Annotated in this window: 16 protein-coding genes; 12 read left to right on the forward strand and 4 right to left on the reverse strand. The window is 51.0% G+C overall.

The window, feature by feature from the left end; translation table 11 throughout:
- Window positions 1-13 precede the first annotated feature (13 nt).
- Both J2Y43_RS26060 and J2Y43_RS26065 read left to right on the forward strand, forming a co-directional pair.
- Window positions 14-2,584 carry a DNA translocase FtsK gene (locus J2Y43_RS26060; protein ID WP_309990060.1) on the forward strand — a complete coding sequence of 857 codons (2,571 nt, stop codon included), beginning with the start codon at window positions 14-16 and terminating at the stop codon, window positions 2,582-2,584.
- A 102-nt stretch (window positions 2,585-2,686) separates the two neighbouring features.
- Window positions 2,687-3,337, forward strand: a complete 651-nt coding sequence (locus J2Y43_RS26065) for an outer membrane lipoprotein carrier protein LolA (RefSeq protein WP_309990057.1) — start codon at window positions 2,687-2,689, stop codon at window positions 3,335-3,337.
- Between the two features lie 151 nt (window positions 3,338-3,488).
- Here J2Y43_RS26065 and J2Y43_RS26070 read toward each other — a convergent pair whose 3' ends face one another.
- From J2Y43_RS26070 to J2Y43_RS26085, 4 genes are all read right to left on the reverse strand, one after another.
- Window positions 3,489-4,589 carry a DNA topoisomerase IB gene (locus tag J2Y43_RS26070; protein WP_309990054.1) on the reverse strand — a complete coding sequence of 367 codons (1,101 nt, stop codon included), beginning with the start codon at window positions 4,587-4,589 and terminating at the stop codon, window positions 3,489-3,491.
- 171 nt (window positions 4,590-4,760) lie between these two features.
- A complete protein-coding gene (locus J2Y43_RS26075; RefSeq protein WP_309990050.1) occupies window positions 4,761-7,046 on the reverse strand; it encodes an ATP-binding protein in 2,286 nt (761 codons plus the stop codon).
- A 13-nt stretch (window positions 7,047-7,059) separates the two neighbouring features.
- Window positions 7,060-7,674: a biliverdin-producing heme oxygenase gene (locus J2Y43_RS26080; RefSeq protein ID WP_309990047.1), complete on the reverse strand. Its 615-nt coding sequence runs from the start codon at window positions 7,672-7,674 to the stop codon at window positions 7,060-7,062.
- Between the two features lie 27 nt (window positions 7,675-7,701).
- Window positions 7,702-8,145 (reverse strand): response regulator, encoded by a 444-nt coding sequence (locus J2Y43_RS26085; protein ID WP_309990044.1) that lies wholly within the window; start codon window positions 8,143-8,145, stop codon window positions 7,702-7,704.
- Window positions 8,146-8,299: 154 nt separating this feature from the next.
- On the opposite strand from J2Y43_RS26085, the gene J2Y43_RS26090 reads away from it, so the two are divergent.
- The 10 genes from J2Y43_RS26090 to J2Y43_RS26135 all read left to right on the forward strand — a co-directional run bounded on the left by J2Y43_RS26090 (window position 8,300) and on the right by J2Y43_RS26135 (window position 18,826).
- On the forward strand, window positions 8,300-8,863 hold the full coding sequence (locus J2Y43_RS26090; protein WP_309990040.1) for a DUF4142 domain-containing protein: 564 nt from the start codon (window positions 8,300-8,302) through the stop codon (window positions 8,861-8,863).
- A 204-nt stretch (window positions 8,864-9,067) separates the two neighbouring features.
- Window positions 9,068-10,639 carry a sulfatase gene (locus tag J2Y43_RS26095; protein ID WP_309990038.1) on the forward strand — a complete coding sequence of 524 codons (1,572 nt, stop codon included), beginning with the start codon at window positions 9,068-9,070 and terminating at the stop codon, window positions 10,637-10,639.
- A 5-nt stretch (window positions 10,640-10,644) separates the two neighbouring features.
- Window positions 10,645-12,096, forward strand: coding sequence for an NAD(P)/FAD-dependent oxidoreductase (locus tag J2Y43_RS26100; protein ID WP_309990036.1), 1,452 nt, complete (start codon window positions 10,645-10,647; stop codon window positions 12,094-12,096).
- 16 nt (window positions 12,097-12,112) lie between these two features.
- Window positions 12,113-13,198: a formylglycine-generating enzyme family protein gene (locus tag J2Y43_RS26105; RefSeq protein WP_309990034.1), complete on the forward strand. Its 1,086-nt coding sequence runs from the start codon at window positions 12,113-12,115 to the stop codon at window positions 13,196-13,198.
- Window positions 13,199-13,222: 24 nt separating this feature from the next.
- The gene (locus J2Y43_RS26110) at window positions 13,223-13,792 is read left to right on the forward strand and encodes an alpha/beta hydrolase (protein WP_309990031.1); all 570 of its coding nucleotides are present in this window, start codon (window positions 13,223-13,225) and stop codon (window positions 13,790-13,792) included.
- A 113-nt stretch (window positions 13,793-13,905) separates the two neighbouring features.
- A complete protein-coding gene (locus J2Y43_RS26115; protein WP_409014506.1) occupies window positions 13,906-14,505 on the forward strand; it encodes a YceI family protein in 600 nt (199 codons plus the stop codon).
- A gap of 102 nt (window positions 14,506-14,607) precedes the next feature.
- Window positions 14,608-15,753, forward strand: a complete 1,146-nt coding sequence (locus tag J2Y43_RS26120; RefSeq protein ID WP_309990028.1) for a glycoside hydrolase family 130 protein — start codon at window positions 14,608-14,610, stop codon at window positions 15,751-15,753.
- Between the two features lie 315 nt (window positions 15,754-16,068).
- On the forward strand, window positions 16,069-16,803 hold the full coding sequence (locus J2Y43_RS26125; protein WP_409014505.1) for a DUF1080 domain-containing protein: 735 nt from the start codon (window positions 16,069-16,071) through the stop codon (window positions 16,801-16,803).
- Between the two features lie 94 nt (window positions 16,804-16,897).
- Window positions 16,898-17,749 carry a sugar phosphate isomerase/epimerase family protein gene (locus J2Y43_RS26130; RefSeq protein ID WP_309990025.1) on the forward strand — a complete coding sequence of 284 codons (852 nt, stop codon included), beginning with the start codon at window positions 16,898-16,900 and terminating at the stop codon, window positions 17,747-17,749.
- 27 nt (window positions 17,750-17,776) lie between these two features.
- Entirely contained in the window at window positions 17,777-18,826 is a 1,050-nt protein-coding gene (locus tag J2Y43_RS26135) for a ThuA domain-containing protein (RefSeq protein ID WP_309990020.1), read from the forward strand.
- Window positions 18,827-18,833: the final 7 nt, after the last annotated feature.

The following is an 18,833-nucleotide window of genomic DNA, read 5'->3' on the forward strand; positions in this document are numbered from 1 at the left end:
GGAATTGAAATAAATGTCAGTCAACAAGCCAAGAGGTAACACACAGCGCCAGAAACCGGAGGAGGCCGCCGCTCCCCGCTTTCGTGTATCCCTCGATTGGGAACACATTTTCACCAGCCCGAAGAATACGTTGGCCTGGGGCACATTCTTTATCGTACTGGGACTGATCCTGGAAACATCTTTTTTCTCCTACATCGTCACCGGTCTTTCCGACCAAAGTGTACTGGACGGTCTGGGGCATCAGTCTATCCGCGATGCCGGACGGCAGACCCGCAACTTCCTGGGTGTGCTTGGGGCGGTCGTTTCGCACATTTTCGTCTATCGCTGGTTTGGGTTAGGCGCATTACTGCTGCCGGTCGTCCCTTTTGTGGCAGGCTGGAAAATGGCGTTCGGGAGAGAAATATTGCCATTGAGCAGGGCTACCAAAGAAGTGATCTTTTTTACGCTTTGGGTAAGCGTGCTGATGGGTTACATCATTCTCATGAGCAATACCGAGAATACCCTCAGCTTCCTCTCCGGAGGCTTTGGCTACCTGGTAAATGTTTCCCTTTTCGATTGGCTGAAATGGGGAAGCGTGCTGCCTATTCTCTTCTCATTGTTCGTGTTCGCGGTGTTCTTTTATGATGTGCGCGACAGGTATGAGTCGTGGCAGGCAAAGCATGCCAAGCCCGAAGCTGCGGCCGAAGAGTCGCAGGATGAGACGCCTGCTCCCGCAGTACCGGAGGAGGCCGCTGTTCCCGAAAGCACATTTGTGTCGGTGGTAAATGACACTTATGATGACGAGGTGCTGGCACCGGAAGAACAGCCGGACTCTGATCTGGACACCGAAGAAGAAGCTCCGCGGGTAGTGCCGCATCCGGCGGTAGTATTGCCGGTAACGCCTCAGGCGCCGGCTGTACCGGCGGCGTCAACTAGCATTGACTTGCCGGTTATGCCGATGGAAGTATCGGCCGTGCCATCCGAGCCGTTGCTCGAACTGGAAGTGGAGGATACCACCCAGGTAAAAGAAACTGGGGTGGAGGAATTTGAGGACGAAGATGTGAATGCGTCGATACTGCGCGAATTCGGGCAGTATGATCCGATGCTCGACCTGCCGTCGTACCATTTTCCGACGATCGATCTGCTGAATGAGGTATTCGAAAACCAGCACGAAAAAGTAAGCCAGGAAGAGCTGGAAAGTAATAAAACCAAGATTGTCGACACGCTTGGCAGCTACGGTATCAATATTTCAAAAATCAAGGCGACGATCGGGCCGACGGTGACGCTGTACGAGATCATCCCGGAAGCGGGTGTGCGGATCTCGAAGATCAAGAATCTCGAAGGTGACATCGCATTGAGCCTTGCAGCATTGGGTATCCGTATCATTGCCCCGATGCCGGGTCGTGGTACGATCGGTATCGAGGTGCCGAACAAGAACCGGGAGACGGTATTTGCGCGATCGGTACTTGCCAACGACCGATTCCAGAAATCGACCTACGATTTGCCCATTGTTTTGGGTAAAACCATTTCAAACGATATCCACATTGCCGATCTGGCGAAAATGCCCCACTTGCTGATGGCGGGTGCGACCGGGCAAGGAAAGTCGGTGGGGCTGAACGTCATTCTGGCCTCATTGATTTACAAAAAGCACCCGGCGGAGCTCAAATTCGTGCTCGTGGACCCGAAAAAGGTGGAATTGACCCTTTTCAACAAATTGGAAAGGCACTTCCTGGCCAAGCTCCCGAATGCGGAAGAGGCGATTATTACCGATACCAAAAAGGTAATTTTTACCTTGAATTCCCTGTGTATCGAAATGGATTCCCGCTACGACCTGCTCAAAGAGGCCGCGGTACGGAATTTGAAGGAATATAATGCAAAGTTTGCGGCGAGAAGGCTGAACCCCGAAAAAGGGCACCGTTTCCTGCCTTATATCGTGCTTGTGATCGACGAGTTGGCCGATTTGATGATGACGGCCGGTAAGGAGGTCGAAACGCCGATCGCACGTCTGGCGCAGCTGGCACGTGCGGTGGGTATTCACCTGGTGGTGGCCACACAGCGGCCTTCGGTGAAGGTTATCACGGGTTTGATCAAGGCGAACTTCCCGGCGCGTCTGTCGTTCCGCGTAACGTCGAGCATCGACTCGCGTACGATCCTGGATATGGGCGGCGCCGAGCAGCTCGTTGGGCAGGGAGATATGTTGCTCGCGATCAACTCGGAAGTGATCCGTTTGCAATGTCCTTTCATCGACACCCGCGAGATCGAGGATATTTGTGAGTATATCGGCGGGCAGCGTGGTTACGACGAGGCGTATGCGTTGCCTGAATACGAAGGAGAGGATGCAGCAGAAGGTAAGGCAGAACTTAACCCGGATGATTTCGACAGTTTGCTGCCGGATGCCGCACGACTGATCGTGACACATCAGCAGGGAAGTACCTCGCTGATCCAGCGCAAAATGAAGCTCGGCTACAACCGCGCGGGCCGTATTATGGATCAATTGGAAGTGCTGGGTGTGGTTGGGCCGTTCACAGGGAGCAAAGCACGCGACGTGATGTTCCATGACCTTAATATGCTCGAAGAACACCTCCGCGTAATGGGCGTAAATTAGTCCCTGCGCTGTTAAACCATTGGGATCTTGTAAAGTCTAAAATTGAAATATTTCACTTAAAACCCCGTTTTTATAAACTTAGTAGGTATTAAATCATTGAATATGAGAAATTTGAAGAAGAGTGCTTGTTTGCTTGCGGTGTTAGCGATTTTCCTTTTAAACCCATTCGCTTCACAGGCGCAGGGCGACAAAAAGTCATCGGATATCTTGAACGCAATGAGCAGCAAGTACCAGAAGATCAAATCCTTTAAAGCACTTTTTACTTACATTACCAAGGGTGAAAAGCCGCTGAAAGGAGAAGCGACTGTGAAGGGCTCGAAATTTCGGTTGAAAATGGCAGGTCAGGAGATCTTTAATGACGGTAAATTGATGGCCACGTACATCAAGGAAACCAACGAAGTGAATTTGCAGGATTTCGACCCCGCCGCCGGCGGCGACCTCGACCCGACGAAAATTTATACAGCCTACAAAAAAGGTTTCAAATCTGCTTTTGTAAAGGAAAAACAGGAAGCGGGTAAGGCACTCGAAGTAGTTGAATTGACCTCGACCAACAAAAACAGCCAGGTCAACAAGGTGCAGATCGAAGTGAATAAGGCTGATAAATCGATCAGCAGCTGGAAGATTTTCCAGAAGAACGGCCAGGAGGTAACTTATAAAGTGGATCAGTTCGTGGCAGACGTGAATGTAGCCGACAACTTTTTCGCTTTCAATGCCAAACAATACCCGGGCGTGGAAGTAGTGGATCTGCGATAATTTCCAACGACATACGCAAATAGCAATGGGTGAGCCTTTCGGTCTCACCCATTTTTTCTTATAAGCGTTATAATGTCCTCGAAAATCAATGTCAAAGTTTGTGACAAGGATTGTAAACAAATGGTTGCATCTGACCAAAACTAATCTTGTTTCAGCCCGGACGCGCCAGTAGGGCGCGCACATGTTGCTCTGTTTCGGAGAAATGAGCGGTTGCCTCCACTTCTTTTTGCAGAAAGCGCTGGATGCGGTTGCTTTCGTATGCCCTGAAAACAGCCGGGTGCACGTAATACTTTTTACAAACGGCGCGGGTATTGCCCAAATGGGCTGCTACTGCGTCGAGGCAGGTGTTTTCGATACGCGTCAGCTGTCGCTGGGAAACAGCTTTTTCCTGGTGGCTGAGGTATTCGAACGCCGTGACAGTCCCCATCCAGGTCCGGAAGTCCTTCGCTGAAAAGTTGGCGCCCGTATGCCGACGAATGTAATCGTTTACCTGCTGGGCATTCAGGGAGCACCTTCCGCCGGTTTCCGTGATGTATTGAAAAAGCCGTTTTCCGGGCATTTCCTTGCATTGCAGTACCAGCCGTGCCAGTTGCTTATCGCGCAGGGTGATGTCCTGCTTGATACCTTTTTTGCCTTTGAATGTAAACCGGATACGGCTACCGGTGACGGTGGCGGAGCGCGCATCGAGCGTGGTAATGCCCGACGACCCGTGCAGAACCTTGTAGCGTTGGTTTCCTACCCGCATACAGGTTTTGTCCATGAGCTTGATCACCAATGCAATGGCTTTCGAAAGGTCGAAATCCCGTTTTCGGAGATCGTGTTCCACCTGCTCACGTAATGCGGGCAAAGCTTCCGAGAACATGAGTAATTTGTAATACTTGGCCTGGTTCCGCACAAGGTTCCAGAACGGATGGTACCGATACTGTTTCCGGCCGGCCGCGTCGATGCCTGTTGCCTGTAAATGGGCATCAGCATCGGCACTGATCCAGACGTCGGTCCATGCGGGAGGAAGTACCAGCGACTTAATCCGTTTGATCGTCTGGGGATCCTTGCAGCGCTGGCCCTGATCGTCGGTATAGTAGAATCTGGGCGCTTTTCCCTTGCGGGTGTAGCCCGGAGCGTCCGTGGATTGGATGTAGTGAAGTCCGGCTGCTTCGGCCGTCAATGCAGGATTCTTTCTTAGTTTTTTGAATTGCCGGGCTGTTAGTACCGGCTCGTCGGAGGTTATTTCAAGAGCTGCGGCTGCTGACATGTGGTTTACTGTTAGTTGTTCCGAAATTCATAATAATTTAATACCAAGCCAAAGCGTACGCCCAAAAGGTGCTTTCAGCCGCATCAGGATCTATCAAATCCCATAAAAAATCCCCAGCCCTGGCCGGTAAGCGGCTAAGCTGAGGAACAATATACTCACGGGTTACGGCCGCTATGCGACGGGGAAATAAAGGGTGAACACCGACCCTTCCCCAAACACCGACTTGGCGCCGATAAATCCTTTATGGTTCTCCATGATCTTCTTGCAGATCGCCAGGCCAATGCCCGTTCCCGGGTACTTATGGGCAGGATGCAGGCGCTGGAAAATATCGAATATCCTGCTTTCATATTCGGCCTCGAAGCCGATTCCATTGTCGTGAAAGGCGATGGCATGGTAGCGGCCCACAGCAGTTTTTTCGGAAGGAATGCCTGCCGCGTCTACAATGCTTGCAGTTATTCTGATATCGGGGCGTTCGCCGGCTTTAACGAATTTCAGGGCATTACTTAGCAGGTTAATGAAAAGCTGATGCACCTGGAAGGGGATGATTTCCAGTGACGGCAGCTTATCCGCATGAAGCGTGGCGCCTTTTTCGTCGATATTGTCCTGTAATTCAGAAATTACATTCCGCAGCACTTCATTCAGGTCGGTCAGCGTGAACACTTTTTCCATGCTGCCGGCTTTCGAGTAGGTGAGGATGTCCTCGATGAGCATTTGCATCTTTTCGGCGGCGAAACGCATTCGTTCGACAGAATCCTTCACCTGAACCGACAGGTCCGGGTCTTCACGATCGAGGACTTTGGAGGCGAAAATCTGAATTTTCCGCAGCGGCTCCTTCAAATCGTGGGTTGAAATCCAGTTCAGGTTTGAAAGCTCTTTATTCGCCAAACGTAATTCTTCATTGAGGCTCCTGTTTTGATCCTCCTGTGCCCTGATCAACCGGTAATTAATGTGCTTCTGCAATGCGTACGAAAAGCTCGAAGCCGCATTGATCTCCGATTTCCGCCAGGGCGAACTCTTGTCTTTCACAATCTCCATCCAGAGCTCAAACGACTTGCGCGGGGAAAGGCGGACGCCGTCTTCACTTTGCAACACAGCCTTGTCGGGATTGCCTGCCCAGTTAATCGTCTCGATTTTCTCTTGCCTCAACCATAATATCCCGTCATTTTCGCCAGATACCATCGAATGGTAGATCACACCGGCAGCATATTTGGAAATGTCTTTTGCGGCTGGATAAACGTCTGCGAGATTATCGGTATCGAAAGTCTGGTTGGGGTATGCATTGGACAAAAATGCAAACAGCTCAATCAACGCGGCATCCGAAGGTACCAGGCCATTGGTGTACAATATTCCCTCATGGTAAATGGCGGCGCCTGTGGCGTTGGCGAGTTTCAGCAGCCACGGTGACTGATGGCTGGCTGCCATGAAATTTTCAGTCTCATGCAGGAGGGTGAGCGCTTCCGTGAGAGCTTTATCGACCTCTTCACTGATGTTGTACTCTTCGGCGACCTCACGCACCGCTATTTGGGATGTCAGGAAATGCCCCTGTAACAATGCGGAGAGTCGCGTATAGTGCGGCAATATCTTAGGTGCATAATGATGGCAGGCAATAAGCCCCCACAGCTTTTGATTTTGTAGCAGCGAAATCGTGAGTGTAGCACCCACACCCATGTTTTTCAGATATTCAATATGCATCGGTGACACGCTTCGCAGGATCGACAGGCTCAGGTCGAGCGACTGATTGCTTTTATCCGCCGAATCGTCGATTGTCAGCAGCGGCACAGGCGTGTAATTAATGTCCGCGATCATCCGGAGCGGATTGCGGATGTACAGCTCGCGCGCCTGTGCGGGTATGTCCGTATGCGGGTATTTTTGGTTAGCAAAAGAAACCAGGTCCTCGCGCCGGCTTTCTGCGATTACCTCCCCATTGTACTGCTCGTCGAACCGATATATCATCACCCGATCGTAACCGGTAATGCTTCGGGTTTCGTCGGCAATTTCCTGGCAGAGATCGAGTAACCCGCTGGACTTCTCCATGATCGAGACGAAATTGCGGGTCTGCGTGTATAAGTTCGGCAATTGCAAGGTCCCGTCCGGGAATGGTTCGAGTTCCAGTATCACATTATGGCCGCTGCCGTGAACGGTGGTATTGAACGAAACCCCGTTTAATGTGAATACAAACGGCTTCGCGGAATCGATGGCTTCCGCGCTTGCGTACAAGGCGAAGTGCGAAGCTTCTTCCTTCGGGAAAATATCGGAAATGTGTTTGCCCAGTATCTTATCCGGGCCGATACCGATGAAATCCGCGCAGTTGGCACTGCAAAACTCGATTCTGGAAGCCCCTTTTTGTATCCCCAGCAAAAAACCGTGGGGCTGTATGCTGCCGGGTATGTGTATGGGCTCACTTTCGCAATTTGTCAGATTGACAATGTCGCGGTTCACAATGTCCTTGATATTCATTCCTGCTGACCAGTTACGACCGGCCGGTTTCCCCGAGCCAGTTGTCAATGATGGTAAAAGTTTTTTTTGCGCTGTCGATCACACCGTCCCGCTCCTCATTTTCGTCGACAAATTGGGTAAGGGAGGAGATGAAACTTTTCCACAAGTTTCCTGTTTGCGCGCCATATCCCCAGAAATAGGAAGCGCCATTTTCGGGCACGAGGCCTAGCACTTCGTGGATATGCCGGTACAAGATTTTTCCGCCCAGCGTAGAGCCTTCCAACACGTACATAATGCCCAGCGCCTCGGCAGCGGTCGAAAACTCGAAACGGTATACCGGCAACGCATCGATCTCGGCTTCCGAAAGGCCGGTGGCCAGGAGGTCGTCGATGATCAGCCGCGATTTATAACGGTCGGGCAAATCGGTGATAACGTGGGAAATAGCGGGGAACACCTGATCCTCGCAGGCAATGGTCAGCCCGAAAAGGGCGGCCAGGTACGTCTGATAGTCCTTTTCGGAAACGGAGGGGGAGAGTATCGCTTTGGAAAGCGGATTATCTTCCAGTTTCTGGTGGCTTTCTGCCGTTTCTTGTCTTAGTCGTTTGAAAAATAACTCTTGCTCTGTGTCTAAAGCAGCTGCTTCACTCATACTGAATGCAAATTGAAACTTGTAAGACTAATTGGTTATCAAAAATTGTTCCACTCCCTCGGGTATCGTCGCACCCGCTCTGTCGAGCAGGCATTTTTTTAGGATTTCTATCAGGCTATTAAAGCTGTTTGGTTTCTGAATATACAGATTGGCCCCGTTGCGGTAGGCCAATTCCCACAGATGCTGCGAGACCGAAGTCGAAAGGATCACGATTGGCACCTGCTCGTACCTCGCAGTACTCCGGATTTCTTCCAGGCATTCGAGCCCGTTTTTGACGGGCATATTCATATCAAGAAATATAATGTCGGGCCTGTTGTCCGTGTCTTTCAATATTTGGAGAAGTTCCACCCCATTTTCAGCGATAAAAAGTTCTGTTTCCAGGGGAATTTGTTTCAACGCCTCCTGAAAAAGAAAGGTATCGTCATGGTCGTCGTCGGCCAGCATGATCCGCAAAGGGGCAAAAGGGCTCATTAAATAGGGATAGAGGTAGTTTTGGAAAAAGACAGAACAACCCGAAGGACGCTGTTTTTGTCGACGGATAAATACAAAAATATCCGTTTTTCAGTCGCGATGGCATAGTTTTTTAAATTTTAGGGCTCAAATCATCAAAAAATGGAAACCTATTATGAAAAAGATCGCATGGAGTATCCTTATGGCAGCGACTGTGGTGGCGTTTACGAATTGTAACAACACCAAGACAGAGGATAGCAAGGAAGTTGCAGAAGAGCAGAATGAAGCGAAACTGGATACGACGGCATTGGAAGATGATTCCGAGTTTGCCGTGGCTGCCGCCGATGGCGGATTAATGGAAGTTCAACTCGGAGAGCTGGCACAAAAAAACGCCGCCAGTACCGATGTTAAAAAGTTCGGGGAGATGATGATGAAAGATCATTCAAAAGCAGGAGAAGAATTGAAAACGCTCGCCGCCCAGAAAAACTTCACACTCCCGGCGATGCTGAGCGACGATAAACAGAAAAAGTACGATGACCTCGCCCAGAAAAAGGGTAAAGACTTCGACAAAGCCTATATCTCTTTCATGGTGGACGACCACAAAGAGGACATCAGCGAGTTTGAGGAAGCCGCGAAAGATGCCAAAGACCCTGACGTCAAGGCCTGGGCCGAAGGCAAGCTTCCGACTTTGAAACACCATCTGGAAATGGCCGAAGCCATTGACAAAAAAAACAAGTAACCTGAACCGAGTCATCGGGAAGCCCGGAGCGAAGTATCTGCTCTGGGCTTTTTTGCTTTTAAAAACACAGGATAGTGAAAACAAATCATCAATTTGTAATTTTAAACCCGGCGGAAAACCGGCTTTGCAAAGTAATTCCGGGCAAACGCTTGCGAATTGATTTCGCATAAGTTTATTTTGTCTACCTATTATATAGAGTAATTCATGTTTGCTATTCTTAACCACCCTGGGAAGTTGACTTTAAAGGCCTTTTTCGGCCTGATTGCGCTGGTTTTGTCTATTTCGACGAGCCACGCCCAGACAGCCAAGCGCCCGAACATTATTTTTATTTTCTCCGACGACCACGCTTATCAGGGAATCGGGGCTTATGGGAACAAGATCGTTAAAACCCCCAATATCGACCGCATTGCCCGCGAAGGTGCATTGCTGACCAACAATCTGGTGACCAACTCGATATGCGGCCCGAGCCGTGCGACATTGCTCACGGGCAAGTACAGCCACCTGAATGGCTACAAACGCAATGACCGGACGAAGTTCGATACCAGCCAGACGTTGCTGTCCGAAACGCTCCGTAACAATGGTTACCAAACGGCCTGGATTGGTAAAATGCATTTGAACAGCCTGCCCGCGGGTTTCGATTACTGGAATGTGCTGCCTGACCAGGGGCATTACTATAACCCGGAGTTCATCGGCCAGCCTAATGACACGACCAAATACACCGGCTATGTTTCGGACCTTATTACCCAATTTGCTACCGGATGGCTCGAAAAGCGTGATGATAGCAAGCCATTCTTCCTGATTGTAGGCCATAAAGCCACACACCGCGAATGGATGCCCGATTTGCAGGACCTGGGGGCATACGATAATGTGACTTTCCCGATACCGTCGACATTTTATGACGACTACAAAGGCAGAAAGGCTGCTGCGGACCAGGATATGACCATCGACAAAACGATGCGCATGAAGTTCGATTTGAAAGTGGGGGTGGATTATGAAAAGGATTTCCTCTACAACCGGCTTAATGCCGAGCAGAAGAAGGTTTTTAAGGCCTATTATGACAAAGTATCCAAAGAAGTAACGGATAAAAATCTGACAGGAAAAGCATTGGTGGAGTGGAAGTTCCAGCGTTATCTCCGCGATTACTTCTCGACTGCCAATTCCCTGGACCGCAACATCGGCAAGCTGCTCGACTATCTGGACAAAAGCGGTTTGTCCAAAAACACCGTCGTGATTTATGCTTCCGACCAGGGCTTTTACCTTGGCGAGCACGGCTGGTTCGACAAACGGTTTATTTATGAAGAATCATTGAAAACACCGTTTGTGATCCGTTATCCGGGCGTGATCAAGCCGGGGACCAAGGTGAATGACCTCGTGGTGAATATCGACTGGGCTCCGACCGTATTGAATATCGCGGGTGTAAAAACGCCGGCTGATATGCAGGGCAAATCGTTCCTGCCATTGCTGAAAGCCAATAACGCCGCTCAGGTTCCTTGGAGAAAAGAAGCTTATTACCACTATTACGAGTTCCCCCAGCCGCACCATGTGTATCCGCATTTCGGGTTGAGAACCAACCGCTATAAACTGGTCTATTTTTATCAGGGAGCCGACTCGTGGGAATTGTATGATTTGCAGAAAGACCCGAAAGAGGTTTCCAATATTTACGGAACAAAAGGAACAGAAAAGCTGACAGCCGACCTTAAAATCAAGCTGAAAGCATTGATGAACGAATACAAGGACGACGAGGCATTGAAAATCCTCGCGACAGCGAAACCCTGATCAGCGTGGCGGATACCCGAAATTCTGAATATGATGCAATAGTGGTCGGTTCCGGTCCTAACGGGCTCGCGGCTGCTATTACCTTACAGGAATCGGGGCTTTCGGTATTGCTCATCGAAGGGAAGGAGACAATCGGCGGTGGCATGCGCACAGCGGAACTGACGCTGCCGGGTTACCGCCACGATATTTGTTCGGCTGTACATCCGATGGCGCTCATGTCGCCGTTCTTTGAAAGATTGCCGCTGGCCGACTTCGGGTTGCGATTCGTTCAGCCCACGCACGATGCGGCGCACCCGCTGGATGGCGGTCGCGTGGCGGTCCTCGACCGGTCGGTAGAAGCGACGGCCCGGCAGCTGGGTGCAGATGGTGACACCTATCGCAAATGGATGGGCAGCCTGCTCGAATCCGTGCCGAAGCTGTTGCCTGACTTGCTCGGGCCGCTGGGATGGCCCGGAGAGCCTTTCCGGCTGGCGGGTTTCGGGTTGCAGGCATTGCCACCCGCTACCTGGACGGCCGGTAAATTCAAAACAGCGGAGGCGCGCGCATTATGGGCCGGAATGGCCGCGCATTCGATCCAGCCGCTGGGCAATATCGCAACGTCGGCCTTTGGCATTATGCTCATGGCGGCGGCGCATATGAAAGGATGGGTGATTCCCGTGGGCGGTAGTCAGAGCATTGCGGATGCATTGGCGGCTTACTACCAAGCGCTCGGAGGGAAGATCCAGACGGGCTGGATGGTCGGATCGGTGAATGAACTCCCTTCCGCCAAAGCGATTTTAATGGATGTAACCCCTAAGCAGTTGGTGCGCATTGCAGGCGAAAGGTTGAGTTCTTTGTATAGAAGGCGCCTCGAAGCTTATCGCCACGGTCCAGGGATTTTCAAGGTCGATTGGGCCCTGGACGAGCCGATACCGTTCCAGCGTGAGGAATGCCGGGGAGCAGGTACAGTGCATTTAGGAAATACATTGGAAGAAATAGTGCGGTACGAACGCAATGTGGGAAATGGAAAGCGCGGCGAGAAGCCTTTTGCATTGGTAGCGCAGCAGAGCCTGTTCGACAGTACCCGCGCACCCGAGGGCAAGCACACGGCCTGGGCTTATTGCCACGTGCCGAATGGCGACGACCGCGATATGACCGACGCCCTGGAAAGCCAGATCGAGCGGTATGCACCGGGTTTCAAGGATGTGATCAAGGCCAGGCACATTACCAATGCCAGCGCATTTGAACAATATAACCCGAATTACATCGGAGGGGATATCAACGGTGGTGTCCAGGATGTGTGGCAGCTGTATTCGCGGCCGGTGCTAAGCATTTCACCCTATCGCACCTCGGCAGAGGGCATTTATATCTGTTCGTCGTCCACACCTCCGGGCGGTGGCGTACATGGGATGTGCGGGTACCACGCGGCGCGGCAGGCGTTGAAGGATGTTTTTAAAGTTGAGTTAAAAAAAGCGTAATCGAGTTTTCAGGAATATGGAGTTTTCAATAAAAGGATTTTGCGGGCTAATGGGCGTTGTGGCTGTGACACTATCGAGCTGCGGAAACAAACAAACCGCCGAAGAAAAGCGCAAAGCCGACAGCCTGGCGGCATGCATTGCCGACGGAATGCCTTCACGCGCATCCGCGATCAGGAATGCGAGCCTGGTAACGGAAGGAGCCGGCGACAGCACCGGAATGGTTTGGATCCCCGGAGGCAAGTTCCTTATGGGCGCCGACGAGTTCCCGGACTCCCGTCCGATGCACGAAGTGACTGTGAACGGCTATTATATAGATGCCCACGAAGTAACGAATGCCGAATTCGCCGCATTCGTCAAAGCGACCAATTATAAAACCGTTGCCGAACGTCCATTGAACCCAGCCGATTATCCCGGTGTCCCGGCAGATAAGTTGGTGCCAGGCTCGGCGGTATTCACGCCTACGCCTACACGCGTAAGCCTGGATAACCCGCTGCAATGGTGGAACTACGTGCCGGGTGCCAACTGGGCGCATCCCGAAGGACCTTCGAGCTCCATTACAGGCCGTGAAAACTACCCGGTAGTACACGTATCATACGAAGATGCAGCCGCATATGCCAAGTGGGCCGGGAAAAGGCTGCCTACCGAGGCAGAATGGGAGTTTGCAGCGCAAGGCGGCAAAGGAAACCATACCTATTACTGGGGCGACCAGCTCAAACCGGGAGGCAAGTGGGTGGCTAACATTTACCAGGGCAGTTTCCCCGACAAGAATACCAAAGAAGATGGCTACCTCACGGCCGCACCGATCAAATCCTTCCCTGCCAACCCTTATGGCTTGTATGATATGGATGGAAATGTGTGGGAATGGTGCGAGGACCTTTACCGCCCTGATTACTACCAGAAAAGCCCGGCTGCAAACCCGAAAGGACCGTCGGATAGCTACGACCCCGACGAACCCGGCGCGGTGAAACGCGTGCAGCGGGGAGGGTCGTTCCTTTGCAGCGACGACTATTGTATTCGTTATAAGGCAGGTAGCCGCGGCAAAGGCGAAGTGACCAGCGGCAGCAACAACCTCGGTTTTCGTTGTGTAATGGACAAAAAATGATTTGAGTACCAAACCAATAATATCATGAGTGTGCGCTTTCTGACCGTACCAGGGCTTGCGAGCTCAGGCCCGCAGCATTGGCAGACTATCTGGGAAGAGCAATATCCCGACCGTTTCGACCGCGTACAGCAGGAGAACTGGGATTGGCCGGTAAAGCAGGATTGGGTGGCGCAGCTGCAAAAGCAGATCAGCGAACTCACCGAACCGACGATCCTTATTGCACATAGCCTGGGCTGTATTACCGTCGCGCATTGGGCGCAGGAGTTTAGTTCGGAGCTCATTAAAGGTGCATTACTGGTGGCCCCGGCTGATGCGGAGCTTTCCAAACGGTTGAATTTCGTGGTGGGTTTCACACCGATACCCGTGCGTACGATCCCTTTCAAAACGATCGTGGTGGCGAGTACCAACGATATTTATGCGACCATAGGCCGTTCCAAGGTATTTGCTGCGAATTGGGGAAGCGATTTTGTGAACGTCGGTAAAAAGGGGCACATCAATGCCGTTTCAGGGCTCGAAGACTGGACTGATGGCAAAAAGCTTTTAGAACGGTTCGAAGGCGTGAAATTGCTGGAAAGCGAAGCAACGCGCTCCTAAGAAACGGCGTATGCGTTTGTTAAAGCCTGTTAATGATTTGTTAAGTGCTTTTTATTCTTTATATCTTTCAAAACAGTTCTACACTTTAAACGATTGAAATTATTATGAAAAGAATGTTTGTACTCGCAGCAGCTGGTTTGCTTTTCAATGTTGCGGCTATTGCCAACGGTCCTGGAAAGAGTGCTGCCGACAAAACCCTGAAGGTGGATACCAAAGCGAGCACCATCAACTGGGGCGCTAAAAAAGTGACAGGAACACACGCAGGAACTGTGCCCCTGGAAAGCGGTACGCTCGTGATTGATAACGATAAGCTCAAAGGAGGAAGTTTTGTAGCCGATATCAAATCCCTGGTGGTGACCGACGTAACTGATAAGGAAATGAACGGCAAACTGACCAATCACCTCAAAAGCGACGACTTTTTCTCGGTAGAAAAACACCCGCAGGCGAAACTGGTTATTTCTTCGGTAACACCTAAGGGCGGCAATGCTTACGATGTAACCGGTAAACTGACGATCAAAGGCATTACTCAGGATGTAAAATTCCCTGCTACGGTAACAGCCGATGCTAAAAAGGTGACAGCTAATGCGAAAGTCGCCATCGACCGTACCAAATACGACATCAAATTCCGTTCGACCAACTTCTTCGAAAACCTTGGCGACAAGGCGATCGACAACGATTTTACACTCGATGTAAGCCTGGTGGCCAACAAATAATCAGCGAATATTTAGCAGATATAAAATCCGGTTTGAGCGATCAGACCGGATTTTTTTTGCTCTATATTTGGCAAACGTGATTTGATAACTGATAGAAAATCTATGAAAAATTTCATCGCGGGCCTCGCTATATGCACATCGATCTTTACCGGTCGGGCGTTTGCCCAAACTGAAAACAAATTGCCCGAATGGGCATTCGGCGGCTTCAAACGACCTGCCGGCGTGAACCCGGTTATTTCGCCTGACAGTACTTCCCGGTTTTTTTGCCCGATGAACAAGCGCCGGGTCGATTGGGAATCGAACGATACCTTTAACCCCGCCGCGACTATGAAAAATGGGAAGATCGTGGTGCTGTACCGCGCCGAGGACAAGGCTGGAAAGGCGATCGGAATGCGGACGTCGCGGTTGGGTTATGCGGAGAGCGAGGACGGAATCCATTTCAAAAGAAGAAAGGAACCTGTGCTATTCCCTGCCGAAGACAGCCAGAAAGCCAACGAATGGCCCGGCGGCTGCGAAGATCCGCGTGTGGCTGTTACCGAAGATGGCCTCTATGTGGTTGTTTACACGCAATGGAACAAAGACAAGGCCCGCCTGGGGGTAGCCACATCCCGCGATTTGCTCAGATGGGAAAAATACGGCCCGGTGTTCAGAGAAGCATACCATGGCAAATTCAATAATATCTGGACCAAATCGGGTTCCATCGTGACCAAACTGGTGGGCGACAAGCAAGTAATCGCTAAAATCAATGGAAAATACTGGCTCTATTTCGGCGAAGCCAACGTCAATATTGCCACCTCCACAGACCTGATCAACTGGGAGCCGGTAGTCGATAGCAAAGGCGAGCTGGTCAATCTTATTTCCCCAAGAAAGGGCTATTTCGACAGTAACCTCACCGAATGCGGTCCGCCGGCCATTCTCACCGACCACGGCATTGTGCTGCTTTACAATGGCAAGAATGATAAAGGCGAAGACGGGGATAAGCGCTTCACGCCGAACAGCTACTGCGCCGGTCAGGTGTTGTTTGATAAAAATGACCCCACCAAAGTGCTCGCCCGTCTCGATACGCCATTCTTCCGTCCAATGGAGTCATTCGAAAAGAGCGGCCAGTACGTGGCGGGGACGGTTTTTATTGAGGGAATGGTGTATCACAAGAAAAAATGGCTGCTCTATTACGGCTGCGCCGACTCGCGCGTAGGAGTGGCTGTGTATGATCCCGCCGCAAAAACTCCCGGCGATCCGCTGCCGTAACAGCTGGTACGCAGCTCCGGCTTCGTACTTACTATTCGCAGGCCTATGGCCGGTCGGAACGGCGATCATCGTGCATGGCAGAGCAGGAGCTCTGCAATATAGCAGGCACGAAGGCAAGACCTTCGCGCCAGTAGCAGGTTAGTACAGGATAGTGCATCAGATATTTTTAGGAATTTTTGGATATTAATTTCTGCTTTTTTAAGAGAAGTTAATGTCCAAATTGCCCTTGCAGTAAGGGAAATCAGTTGTTCAGGAGTCACTAAACCTATAAATGCGATCAAAATGAGTTTCAGATTTATCAAGGCCGGAATCCTTATGGCCGCCATGATGACCCTCACCAGCCAGGTCGACACTTTTGCCCAAAAAAGTGAAAAAGGCTTCAAATCCATCTTCGACGGAAAAACACTTAAAGGCTGGGATGGCGATCCGAAATACTGGCGTGTGGAAAACGGCTCGCTCGTTGGCGAAATCACTCCTGAAACACTGCTGAAAACCAATTCATTTATCATCTGGCGCGGCGGCGAACCGGGCGATTTCGAGCTGAAAGGCTCTTTTAAGATTGCAGCGGCAGGTAACTCGGGTATCAACTACCGCAGCGAGCAACTCACCGACGTGCCTTTCGCATTGAAGGGCTACCAGGCCGATATCGACGGTAAAAACAACTACACCGGCCAGAACTACGAAGAACGCAAGCGTACCACATTGGCCTACCGTGGCCAGAAAACGGTCATTAAGGAATATACTGGCGAAAAAACACCGGAAGGCGTACGCAAGAATGTGTCCAAGAATGCCTGGACCGGTTTCGAAGTGGTAGGCTCGCTCGGTTCTTCCGATTCTTTGAAAACTTTGATCAAAAGCGAAGACTGGAATACTTTCCACCTCATTGTGAAGGGAAATCACCTGCAACACTACATTAACGGCGTCCTGATGAGCGATGTTACCGACAACGACACGGTAAATGGAGCAAAAAAAGGCCTTTTAGGGGTACAGGTACATGTAGGCCCACCTATGAAAGTGGAATACAGAGATCTGCGCATCAAACAGTATTAATTTAACATCGGCTGTCGGCTGTCGGCCGGCGGCATAATGCAAAACCATTAATGCAAAGCTTATAGCCTAAGGCTTAAAGCGTAAAGCCTTAACAATGAATAAAATTGGATTTAATGTGCTGGCCTGGACGGCGGCGGTTTCGGACGACTTGTTTCCGATCATCGAGAGACTGAAAACGATTGGCTACGACGGCGTCGAGTTTTATTTAGGCCCCCAGGAAGCTGCTGCTTATCAGCGAATGGGCAGTTTTGTGAAAGATCTGGGCCTCGAAACCACGGCGGTAATGACAGTCGGCGCCGACGAAAATCCCGTGAGCGAATCAGCGGAAGTTCGCGGGAGAGCTTTGGATAAAATCAAATGGGCCGTTGACCGTGCGCATGACCTCAATTCGAAGGTTATCTGCGGGCCGTTCCACTCGGCGCACACGGTTTTTGTGAACCGCCCGGCAGACGACCGCGAATACGCATTGGCGGGGGAGGTACTGAATGCAGCTGCCGATTACGCAGCCCAGGCGAATATCACATTTGCACTGGAAGCACTCAACCGGTTCGAATGCTATTTGTGCAATACGATGGAGCAGCTGCTCAAACTCGTGAAAGCGGCCAATCACCCGAATGTGCGTGCGATGTTTGATACGCACCATTCCAATATCGAGGAGAAAAGTTACCTGGGCGCGTTGCAGACCATCGCACCTGTGCTAGCACACGTGCACATCAGCGAAAACGACCGCGGTACGCCGGGGACGGGCCAGGTGAAGTGGGACGATGCATTCGCGGCATTGGCGGCTATCAAATACGACGGTTGGCTGACCATCGAAGCATTCTCACGTAACGATCCCGGTTTCGCAAATGCGATCGGCGTTTGGCGGGAGTTCAACGAGCCGTGGGACATTGCCGAGAACGGCTACAAATTTATCCGCGAAATGGGCCTGAAACACGGGCTCTGATCAAACCACCTTTTTCAGTCCGGGTTTATGAAAAATCTTTTGAAATCAATGCTGGCGCTCGGCATTGCCCTGATCACTTTCGTCTCCAAAGCACAGGACGATCCCGCGAAACACCGCGTCGTGTACAAAGGCGACAAGGGGCCGGGCGTGGGTAAAAACATCGTTTTTATTGCTACCGACCACGAGTACCGGGGTGAGGAATCGCTTCCCGCGCTCGCACGCATTATGGCCAAGCGCTACGGGTTTACGTGTACGGTCGTGTACGCGCTCGATGAGAATGGCTACATTCTTCCCGGAAGCTCGAATGTAAAAGGCCTGGACGTGCTCGACAAAGCCGACCTCATGGTACTGTTCATGCGTTTCGCCCATTTCGAGGACAAGGAAATGCAGCATTTCGAGAAGTACCTCAAACGCGGCGGGCCTATCGTAGCGTTCCGCACTTCGACCCATGCTTTCGAAATCAAAAACGATCCGAAATGGGAGCATTATACCTGGAACTACAATGGGCCTAAAACGGCCTGGAAAGATGGTTTCGGGGAATACATTCTCGGTGAAACCTGGGTATCACACTACGGCACCAACCACAAGCAATCGTCCAAAATCATCATCGACGAGGCGCAAAAAAATCACCCGATCATGCGCGGCGTGAAAGATATGTGGGTGCAATCGGGTGGCTATACGGCTGCACCGAAAGGTACTGTGCTCGCAAAAGGCCAGGTGCTGAACGGTATGACAGCCGATTCGCCTGCCGATCCGACCAAGGAGCTGTTGCCCGTTGCCTGGATCCGCGATTATCAGATGGAGAACGGTAAAAAAGGCCGCGCATTTACTACTACGCACGGTGCTTCGGAGGATTTGCTGAATGAAGGTTTCAGAAGAATGGTCGTGAATGCGATGTTCTGGGGACTGGGGATGGAAAAGGACATCAAACCTACTAACGACATCGCATTTGTGGGCCCGTATAAACCTACCACATTTAATTTCAGCGGTTATAAGGCAAATGTGAAACCTTCCGACCTGGCAGGCTGGGATTCGCTGATCATGCCGGGCGAGGTAGTGAAGAAGAAGTCGAAGTGATTTTTAT

The sequence above is a fragment of the Dyadobacter sp. BE31 genome (assembly GCF_031457695.1).
In the GTDB taxonomy this organism is placed as follows: Bacteria; Bacteroidota; Bacteroidia; order Cytophagales; family Spirosomataceae; genus Dyadobacter.